Genomic DNA, 9,512 nt, shown 5'->3' with positions numbered 1-9,512 from the left:
AATATATCGAGCACCAGGAAATCACCGAAGAAGGCGATAATTTTAAAATAGAAGATTAGTCCCAAATTATGGTCGGGCTTTCAGCCGACTTGCGAACCTACCGGCTTCCAGCCGGTAGAGATTTAGTGAAGCCATGCTTCCATTCATGAGCATGAAAAATAACCAGCCATATGAATTGTTTTTGGCCAACAAATAACTTCCTACTAGAAAGCCGATCATTACACCTATTTCCAGGAGCTGGGAAACAGACGCAATCCCTCCATAATCATACAGGCTGTAACTAAGACCCAAAATCAAGAAAACATATGTAAATAGTGAAGCAATAATATCAAAAATCTTATTTGGGGCTTCGCTATTCTGATAAACGGTAAACAACCCAAATAGCATCGAAGGAACTCCACCGGTCTCTATTGAGGCGGCTATCCAGTTGTGCTTGCTGATGAGAATCATTACCCAGGCCGGAACTCCTAATAGATAAATCAGCCATCCAGCAATCTTTAACCGTCTTTTTGTGTTTTTATTCTTACCTTCCGCGAGTGCAAAAAAATTTTATTTAGAAGGTAAAATCCTCATCCCCAAGCCTGTAAAATTACATCCATGGCATTTTTGTCATTTCTATGAGGTCAACGTTGGCATGACCTATAGTGGTCAAGTAAAAACGGACACTTTTTATTGAGCCGTTATGCAACAATGCCCTTTTTCATATGCAAGTGGGGTTTGGTACTCGAGAGTTGAGTGAAATCGCATGGAATTATAGTAGGAGATATAATCAAGAACCTCTATTTCTGCAGATTACTTGGTAAAGAACCTGCAATGTGACAGCCGTTCTGATTTTATATTCCGGAAAAATCTCTCGTTTGGGGCATTGTCCCAGCAATTACCTTTTCTGTTCAAACTGCCGCTGCGCCATCCTTAATAAGGCGGAGACGCGATCGTGTTTTATGATTTCGCCTCACCCTTCAAAGCCTTCAAGAGCGGCAGTAGTTCGGGCACGTCGTCTTGGATGATGCTCCAAAGCGTATCGTTGTCGATGCCAAGATAGCCGTGAATGAGCCGGTTGTGGGTGGCAATGATCATCCTCCAGGGGATTTCGGGATGGGCGGTTCGAACCTCATCCGGGATGTGGGAGGCAGCTTTGCTGATCAGCTCCAAATTACGCAGGGTGGCATCATAGCTGAGGCCGCTTGCCACGAATCCGGCTTGGTCGAGTCCGTCGGTGTAGGTCAGCACTTTCCCGCCAAAATCGATCATATCATCGAGGTAGAAAAGCCATTCGCGTTTGCTGGCATCAGACATTGCCCCGCTCCTGTTCGATGTAAGGGCGCAGCTCCGGTCGCAAAGCCTTTTCGGTGACCAAGTCAACCGGGCAGCCGAGAAGGTCTTCCAAGTAGAACTGTACCCCGAAATAGCGTTTGGAGGTGGCTGGACCGTCGAAGGCAACCAGGATATCTACGTCGCTGTCGCTGGTTGCCGTATTGCGGGCGGTCGAGCCGAACAACGCCAACTGGATCACGCCGAAACGAGCTTGCAGCTCCGGTTTGCTGCAAGTAAGCAGATCGATGGCATGCTGTCTGTTCATCGTTCCACCTCCAAGGGCCATATTTATCTTCAAAGCCTACTTAAACGCTGGAAGCCATAAAGGCGCACGAAGGCCGTTCAAAACTATTCGACAATATAACATCTGCTATGTGGCGTGCAAGGAAAAATTCCACAAGTTCTGACAGTTTAATAAACGTCCTGGCAGCTATAATTGATGGCGTTATGGCGCGGCCAAAATCCTTAAGCTGAAATACGAAGATGCCGCCCCGGCTGCCATTATCGGAGCCTCCAACCATGCGGCAATGACGGATGAGGCCAGTTCCGGCAAGCCAGAAGACTGCACGTTTAAGGGGCATCGATTTTTCAGCGGCTTTCGCTTCAATCTCATTTGCCAGAGAGTCGTCCTTTTGTTTCAGTCCCTGATATATAGTCCATGCCATCAGGGCGCCAAATACCAGCAGCAGGACAACCGCATCGAGCCGGGATAAATCAAAATCTGTTATCAGGGCGACACTGAGGACGGTCAGCAGCTTCAATATGGGCAGTTCGCAATACTGTCGAATGTACCATGGATGGGGGATGGGGCTGATCAAGGCCGTCACGCCCAGTATCAGGGTGATATTGGCGATATTTGAGCCGTATGTGTTACCAAGCGTAATTCCCGGCCTGCCTTCAATGGCTGCCAGTGCCGAAACCACCATTTCGGGTGCGGACGTTCCGAACCCAACGATGACCATGCCGATTAAAAGTGGCGGCATGCCGAAATATCTTGCCGTGGAGGCCGAGCTTTCCACAAAACGGTCAGCGTTCCAAACGAGCAGTGCAAGACCGGCAATCGAAGCCAAAACAGCTAATTCCATCAGCTAATTACTATCACCACCGTGTCCCGGTGAAATTTTTAAGTTCAACAAAAAATATTGTCACAGCTTTTTCATAGTAATGTCACAGCTCCATGTCATAGTTTGTCATAGCTCCGATAAAGTATAATGGCGGGTTGGGTCTGTTGGTCCTGCTCCCAATTCTAAAATCAGCTCCTTATCCAACATTCCTTTGAGGGCGCGCTGGAGGCTGCATCGATTTATATCGGGGCAGATACCTTCAAAGTCCTGAATGGTGAGTTTCCCGTTTTGCAGCAGGTAGCCAAGTGCTTTGCTTTGGCGCTCATTCAGGCTGTGCTTTTGTACCAGAACATCCCGGCGGATAACCTGCTCACCACGCTCTTTGACCTCGATCATCTGGGTTTCAAGGCCGCTGATGAAATAATCGAGCCAGCCGGTCATATCCATACCGTTTTCACGGACGCTCTGGATTTTCTTGTAAAAGGTAGGACGATCGCGGTCGTAATATTCACTGATGGTGAAAAGCCGCTTGAAATCATATCCGGCTTTGTACAGGCAGAGAGTCGACAGCAGACGGGAGGTCCGTCCATTTCCGTCCAGAAAAGGATGGATATGCACCAGTTGGAACTGGGCGATGCCGCTGATTAGTACCGGATGTATTTCAAGATCAGTGTTGAGCCATTTGACCATTTCCGACATCATAATCGGCACCTCTACTGCTGACGGCGGTGTGTAGATAACGTCACCGGTGGAGGAATTGGCTACATAGTTTTGGATGCGTCGATAGTTGCCCGGATCAGCTTGACACCTCGCACGCCTTCTACCAGTTTGCGGTGGATTTCCCGAATCAGCCTTTTGGTGATTGGGTCGCCGCTGTCCAGACAATCGGAAACGAATTCAAAGGCGGAGCGGTAATTTAGCAGCTCCCGGGTGTCGTCCGGGTCGGCTTCAGGGACTACTTCACTGTTCCACAGACGTTCGGCCTGATCCAGTGTTAATCTGGTACCTTCAATATGGGTTGTATGGTGTGCCTCTTTAATAAGGACTTTATTTCCCATATCCCGCACCCAGTCATCAGACAAGCGTGCCGCTTCCAGAAAACCCCGTGCCCGTTCGATATGTGTGATCGCAGCTGTCATCCGGTTGGTTATGGTGAATTTGGGATTAAATGCACTCATGCATTACACCTCCTTCGTTTATTCTCCCGTAATGCCTGTTTCCATAACCTTGAACTATTAAGCCGTTCTTAATAGTTGCTTTTTGCTCTATATCGTTTTTTCCATTCACGGCAGTTATCCGGAATTTTCGGATAACTGAATCTTTCTCGAGTATGCTGTCAGAAAATACCTTCTTCATTCAACACCTCCACAGTTTTGATGCCTGTCCCGGGACCAGCGGAGGTATTTTATCAACTCCCAGTTGATCGATTCGGAATCAAACCGCTCACTGTCGTAATCGCCACCGGACCATTCCATGTAACTTTCGTGCTCTTCATGGCTCGGGTCATTCAGGGCGTTGCAGAATTCAAAGTAGCCGGGTACACCGCCCACATCTTCAGGTGGGCAGGCCCGTTCACCTTCAAGGCAGGCCAATTCCGTTCTCGGTTCCGGATTGAAATAGCGGTTTTCTTCGAGAACAAGTTCATGATCCCAGCTGTCCCCGAAATCATACAGGTAACGGAAGGTGCGGCCTTTCTGTTTGATCAGATCTCCAAGACGGTATCGTCCGCAGACCAGCCCGTCTTCTTTCGATTCAGGGTATTCCGTGTATCGTTTATTCCCGATGGTAAATTCGCGCAGATGGCTGTCGGTCCAGCCCATGACAATCTGGATAACATCGTGCAGCCGGTCCAGCGTGATACTGGCGGGCACTGCAAAACGACGCCAGATTACCAGTTCGATATCAAGCAGCTGTATTTTCAGCAGATAAAATCGTTCGTCCATTTTTCTAATTCCTCTTTTTTAACCACCTTTGTACATCCCGGGCCGGACAGTGAGCTGCGGCCACCGGATACAGGTGTGATGTTTATCTGGGTGCTGATTTTTTCTTTCAGGGCAGATACGTGGGAGATGATTCCGATCAACTTGCCGTCCTGCTGCAGGCCGGATAAGGTTTCCAGAGCGGTCTCCAGAGCTTCTTCATCCAAGGTGCCGAAGCCTTCATCCAGAAACAGGGAATCCACCCGCACTTTCCGGCTGGCCATTTTCGACAACCCCAACGCCAGCGTCAGGCTGACGATAAAGCTTTCACCGCCGGACAGGTTCTTGGTCGAGCGGATTTCACCGGCCTGATAGTTATCGACGACATTCAGTTCCAGCGGACGGTGTTCATCACGGATCAACAGATAGCGGTCGGTCATTTTTCCCAGCTGCCGGTTGGCATGAGAAACCATCAGCTCAAAGGTCAAGCCCTGCGCAAAATTACGGTACTTTTTCCCGTCGGCTGAACCGATGAGGCCATGCAGCTTTTCCCAACGATGGCACTCTTTCTTCTGAGCCTCAATGGTGGACTGCTTTTCCTTTATCCGCTCTTTGGCTGCCGTATTTTCATTCAGCGTGTGTTTGATCCCGGCAATGGCATCGCGCAGTGTTTTCAAGGATTCCTCAAACTCTTTGAACTGCGGCTCCAACTCCTCAAGCGTCTTGTCCGTGAGCTTTTTGGCGATCTCCGTGGCCAGACGCGTCTCCCGGTCTTTCTGTTTGGCTTTGAGTTCCGTTCCCGCGTCATCGAGCTCTTTAGCCCGGGTAGATAAAGACTCACGACCTTCCTGTGATAGTCTGGCTTCGAGGAAGACTTTCTCATCTGCAAAGCCTGCGGAAGATAGAGCTGCAGAAAAGTCCGCTTCCGCTTTTTCCAGTTCAGGCGTTCTTTGCAGGGTGCGCTTCTTCAGGGAGTCAATATGGGTCTTGGCCGCTGTCAGCTTCTGTTGCAGATCGGTGTTCAGGTCTCTGGCTTTCTTCTCGGCCTTTTCGGCGTCGGTAACGGCTTTGTTCAGTCGGCCTTCTTCCTCATCAGGCTTTTTATCACCGTATAGTTGCTTTCGCTCTTCTGTTCCATCGGCCAGTTGCTTTTTGAGTCGTTCCAGATTTTCCTGTTTTTCAGCCAGAGCCTTGACCTGCGTATCAATCACAGCATCCAGACGCCTCACCTCGCTGTCGATGGCGGCAATCTGTTTTTCAATGTCGGCCTTTTGTTTTACCTGTTCCTGCCATGCCTTCAGTCTTGATTTAAGGGATTCGAGCAGTGACTCGACCTTTGACTCCGGTATTTCAGTAATGCCAAGTGGCTGGAGTTTCCCGGAAACTGCCAACTTGAGTTCATCAAAGCCGGTTCGAAGTTTCGTGAGGGCATCCTTTAATTCCGTGAGCGTTTTTTCTGCGGCCTTCTTGTTATTGGCGGCTTCGGTTTCCAGCTTCTCGCTATTGTTCAAATTGTTACGGGCAGTGTTTTCCGTCTGTTCCAGTTTTTTGATGGCGGCTTCCTGTTCGTCAGCCTTGTCGATCATCTTGGTCAGCGATTCTATCTTTTGCTCGATTTCATCAGGAACCGGAACATTGCCCTCGGCAAAGGGGTGCACGACCGAGCCACAGAGTGGACAGGGTTTACCGTCTTCCAGCTTGGCCCGGTGATCTTCAAGCTCCTCGATTTTCTTAATAAACGCCATCTCACGAAGAAGGGTCTCCTTCTCTGTGCGATATTCGCGGAGCAATTTGTCACCCAGCAATTCGCTCAGGGCATCCTTGCCTTGCTGTAGATTTTTACCGGCGGTCTCCAGCTCCTGTTTTTTGAGCCCACATTGCTTGGAGGCTTCATCCAGTTTCTTTGCGGCATCAGCTACGACCGTATCGGCTTTTTTGAGATCGGCTTCTTTCTGTGTGATCTCCCCTTGCTTGGCGAGCAGGTTGCCGAATTGTTCTTCAACACCGGCCAGCCCACTGATCAACCATTCATCCCGCGCATTTTCTTTGAGGTACAGCTCTGCGGCCTCCAGTGTTTTTTCTGCGGCGGTCCGTTTTTCCAGCTCCTTCACCCGAGCTTGCTTGTCGGTCTCAACCTTTGCGGCTTCCTTGGTACAGGCATCAGCGTCTTCTGATACAGCCTTTGTCTGTTCCGCAATCTTTTGATCCAGTGACCGGATTTTCTGGATCAACGGGGCTGCCGTTTTCAGCTCCTCTTTGGCTTTGAGGGTGAACTGCTCGGAAGCTTTGAGAGTCTCAGCTTGTTTGTTTGCAGATGTTTCAATTTCAGGAAGTGCTGCTTCATCCGTTTTCAAGGACGTCTGATCGTCAGCCTGCTGCTTACGGAGGGATGTTACGCTCACGTATGTTCCGTCCAGTGACGCGGCCTTGGTGGCCTGTTCAAGTTTGCCCCGTTCCGGCTTGAACGCTTCGGTATCAGCCTTCAGCTTGGCGGCTTCATCTGTAAGACTAAGGATCTCCTTTTTCAGGTTATCAATAGTGGTCAACCATGTGATGGCTTTGCCTGTTTCGGTTGATTTACCGGCAAGCTCAGTCTCCTGTTTCAGCTTGGTCTCAAGGTCATCCTGAATTTCCTTTTCCTGTTCCGGCTCCAGAATCACGATGCCTGATGTTTCAGCGTTCAGGAGGTTCAGCTTTTCCCGCTCATCACGCTGACGTTCATGGACCCGGCGTGAGATTTCCGAATAAATTTCAGTACCGGTAATCTGCTCGAGTATTTTTGACTTCTGTTCGGCGTCAGCTTTCAGGAAAGTATCAAACCCGCCTTGTGCCAGCAGAATGGAGCGAGTAAAACGGTCAAAGTCCATCCCGGTTTTTTCTTCAATGACCGCTCCGACAAGACTCTTCTTGGTTTCGATGGGCTTGCCCGTAGCATCGTCCGCAATCTGGTGTTCCTGATCCTGCAGGTTCCCTTCAGCCTTTTTTCTAGCCCGGCGCTGTTCCCAGTGGCAGCGGAATCGACCAGCCTGGGATTCAAACAAAACCTCGGCATAGCACTCACCGGTCTGGCGGGACATAATCTCGTTTCCGTTCTTGGTGATCTTCCCAAGCCGGGGTGTGGCACCATACAGAGCAAGACAGATGGCATCAAGAATCGTCGATTTGCCCGCACCGGTCGGACCGGTCAGAGCAAAGATGCCGTTGGATACATATTCGGGATCAGTGAAGTCTATGACCCATTCACCATAGAGGGAGCCCACATTCTTAAATCTGAGTTCAAGTATCTTCATGACAGAACCACTAATGCACACGAATGGACACAAATATTATTCATAAGACAATTCGCTCCCATTCGAGTTTGGCGTGTTTGAAGTTCAGGATAACACCTACCCGCAGACCTGTGATTTTGAGGTAATTGATCACCTGGCCACGCTCAATATCGGTAATACGTTCGATCGTTTTTGTTTCAACGATTATCTGGTCAAAAGCGATCAGATCAGGAATATAGTCACCTACTTTGACTGTTTTATAGATCACGTCATAATGCGGTTGCTGTTTTGTCGAGATACTACGCAACCCAAACTCCACCACAAGAGCATTCTCATATGGTTTTTCCAGCAATCCATGTCCCAGGGTATTCAATACCTCCATGGCACATCCCACCACCTGATAGACCTCTTCAGCAAACAGTAATTCGTGTTTATTCGTGTCCATTCGTGGTTCCTCCCTTCTTTTTGGAGGATTCAATTTGCTTAACCGCTTTGTCAAAGTCACTGATTTGTTTACTTGATTCAGTCAGGCGGTTGGTGTGAAATTTGTCATATTCACTTTCCGCCAGTTGTTTAGCCATTTCATGGGAGATTTTACCGGCATGTATTAGAATATCCCGGTCGTTAAGGGTCATAAAGCTATCCAGCTTTTTAATCCAATCGCTCATGTGCATGGGAACACGGCGCATTGCCTGCCCCTGAGCAAAGATGAGATATTGTTCAACCAGATTATTCAGTGCCGCTAATTCATCCTCATTCAGGTAATTTTTGGCAATTGTCACATCCTGTTTGCGGACTTTAGCACCACGGTAATTGGTCAGGCCCATGTCCGGTTTGTCGGCATCTGCTCTGGAATGAATGATTTCCGCCGCCGTCTGCTCGGTGATCGCCCGGTGCATTTTATTCTGCACGGTCTTGAAGAACTCAATGCTTATATCCAGCGTTGGGTCGTAATCGATGCTGGTGGCGTAAATATCGGTAATTTTTTGATAAAAACGGCGTTCAGAGGTACGGATGTCCTGAATCCGCCGTTCCAGTTCCTCAAAGTAATCAAAAGGCAGGTCCGGGTTTTTCAGTCGCTCGTCGTCCAGCACAAAGCCTTTTTTGATAAACTCGGTCAGTTTTTGGGTGGCCCAGATGCGGAAACGTGTGGCAACATGGCTTTTTATCCGATATCCGACAGAAATAATCATGTCCAGATTGTAATAATCGAGCATGCGTTTGACTTGGCGATTTCCCTCGGATCGAACTGTCAAATATTTTTTGACAGTTGCCTCCGGCTGGAGTTCGCCTTCTTCATAAATCGAGTTAATATGGTGGCTTACGTTCTGCTTGGAGCTTTGTAACAGGTCTGCCATCAACTGCTGGGTCAGCCATACCGATTCATCCTCAAACCGCACATCCAGCTTCAATTTGCCATCTTCTGCCTGATAAATCAGAAACTGCCCTTTAGCCGGTTCCAATCCGTGGTCATCGGGATTTAACGGTGGTTCTTTTTTTGATTTATTCGGCATTTATATCTTCCTCCATCAAATCCTTGATTATTTCGTTATAGGAGACCGTCAGTTCCTCCCGGTATTCATCCGGCACCTCAAAGGTATCCAGACAGCGGGTGAAAACATCCCCGGCATCCAGATCATCGAGGGTTTCATCTTCCCCGGCCGCACTTATCACCCGGTCCATGACGCGCCGGTTTTTGATCCGGCGGATTTCCATGGCAGAGTCAGCCATGGCCTCGTCGAGCATCTCGCGCAGGTTGCCGATGATGTCGCTGCCGGTGTATTCAATCTCAAGCCAAGCAGAGCTTTTTTCCTTTTTGAGCTCCTCCAGCTTTGCATGGATATCATCCAGAGACCCGACAATGCGGACCAGCTCCTGAAAACACGGTACGGTTTTTTCTCGAACCACTAATACACACGAATTGACACTAATTTTATTTTTTGATT

The 9,512-nt window shown here is 48.9% G+C and carries 12 protein-coding genes; all 12 read right to left on the bottom strand.

The features are described 5' to 3' along the window. Positions 1-66 precede the first annotated feature (66 nt). Positions 67-450 carry a hypothetical protein gene (locus U9P07_10490; GenBank protein ID MEA2109833.1) on the bottom strand — a complete coding sequence of 128 codons (384 nt, stop codon included), beginning with the start codon at positions 448-450 and terminating at the stop codon, positions 67-69. Positions 451-939: 489 nt separating this feature from the next. After that, positions 940-1,296 (bottom strand): DUF86 domain-containing protein, encoded by a 357-nt coding sequence (locus U9P07_10485; protein ID MEA2109832.1) that lies wholly within the window; start codon positions 1,294-1,296, stop codon positions 940-942. Beyond that, complete coding sequence (locus U9P07_10480; protein ID MEA2109831.1) at positions 1,289-1,579, bottom strand: nucleotidyltransferase family protein; 291 nt, start codon at positions 1,577-1,579, stop codon at positions 1,289-1,291. The genes U9P07_10485 and U9P07_10480 overlap by 8 nt, the downstream gene beginning before the upstream one ends. A gap of 40 nt (positions 1,580-1,619) precedes the next feature. After that, positions 1,620-2,399, bottom strand: a complete 780-nt coding sequence (locus tag U9P07_10475) for a hypothetical protein (protein ID MEA2109830.1) — start codon at positions 2,397-2,399, stop codon at positions 1,620-1,622. A 105-nt stretch (positions 2,400-2,504) separates the two neighbouring features. Next, entirely contained in the window at positions 2,505-3,116 is a 612-nt protein-coding gene (locus U9P07_10470; GenBank protein ID MEA2109829.1) for a Fic family protein, read from the bottom strand. A 23-nt stretch (positions 3,117-3,139) separates the two neighbouring features. Next, positions 3,140-3,556 carry a Fic/DOC family N-terminal domain-containing protein gene (locus U9P07_10465; protein MEA2109828.1) on the bottom strand — a complete coding sequence of 139 codons (417 nt, stop codon included), beginning with the start codon at positions 3,554-3,556 and terminating at the stop codon, positions 3,140-3,142. Further along, the gene (locus U9P07_10460; GenBank protein MEA2109827.1) at positions 3,543-3,734 is read right to left on the bottom strand and encodes a hypothetical protein; all 192 of its coding nucleotides are present in this window, start codon (positions 3,732-3,734) and stop codon (positions 3,543-3,545) included. Before U9P07_10460 ends, U9P07_10465 begins: the two co-directional genes overlap by 14 nt. Then, positions 3,731-4,321 (bottom strand): plasmid pRiA4b ORF-3 family protein, encoded by a 591-nt coding sequence (locus U9P07_10455; GenBank protein MEA2109826.1) that lies wholly within the window; start codon positions 4,319-4,321, stop codon positions 3,731-3,733. The genes U9P07_10460 and U9P07_10455 overlap by 4 nt, the downstream gene beginning before the upstream one ends. Next, on the bottom strand, positions 4,297-7,587 hold the full coding sequence (locus U9P07_10450) for an AAA family ATPase (GenBank protein ID MEA2109825.1): 3,291 nt from the start codon (positions 7,585-7,587) through the stop codon (positions 4,297-4,299). Before U9P07_10450 ends, U9P07_10455 begins: the two co-directional genes overlap by 25 nt. A gap of 40 nt (positions 7,588-7,627) precedes the next feature. After that, positions 7,628-8,011 carry a GxxExxY protein gene (locus U9P07_10445; GenBank protein ID MEA2109824.1) on the bottom strand — a complete coding sequence of 128 codons (384 nt, stop codon included), beginning with the start codon at positions 8,009-8,011 and terminating at the stop codon, positions 7,628-7,630. Continuing rightward, positions 7,998-9,080, bottom strand: a complete 1,083-nt coding sequence (locus U9P07_10440) for a virulence RhuM family protein (GenBank protein ID MEA2109823.1) — start codon at positions 9,078-9,080, stop codon at positions 7,998-8,000. Before U9P07_10440 ends, U9P07_10445 begins: the two co-directional genes overlap by 14 nt. Next, positions 9,070-9,512 (bottom strand): exonuclease SbcCD subunit D C-terminal domain-containing protein (locus U9P07_10435; GenBank protein MEA2109822.1); only part of this gene is annotated, 443 nt, incomplete at its 5' end. The genes U9P07_10440 and U9P07_10435, both read right to left, overlap by 11 nt.

The sequence above is a fragment of the Pseudomonadota bacterium genome, assembly GCA_034660915.1.
GTDB lineage: Bacteria > Desulfobacterota > Anaeroferrophillalia > Anaeroferrophillales > Anaeroferrophillaceae > DQWO01.
This window is presented reverse-complemented; position numbering and strand designations above follow the sequence as displayed.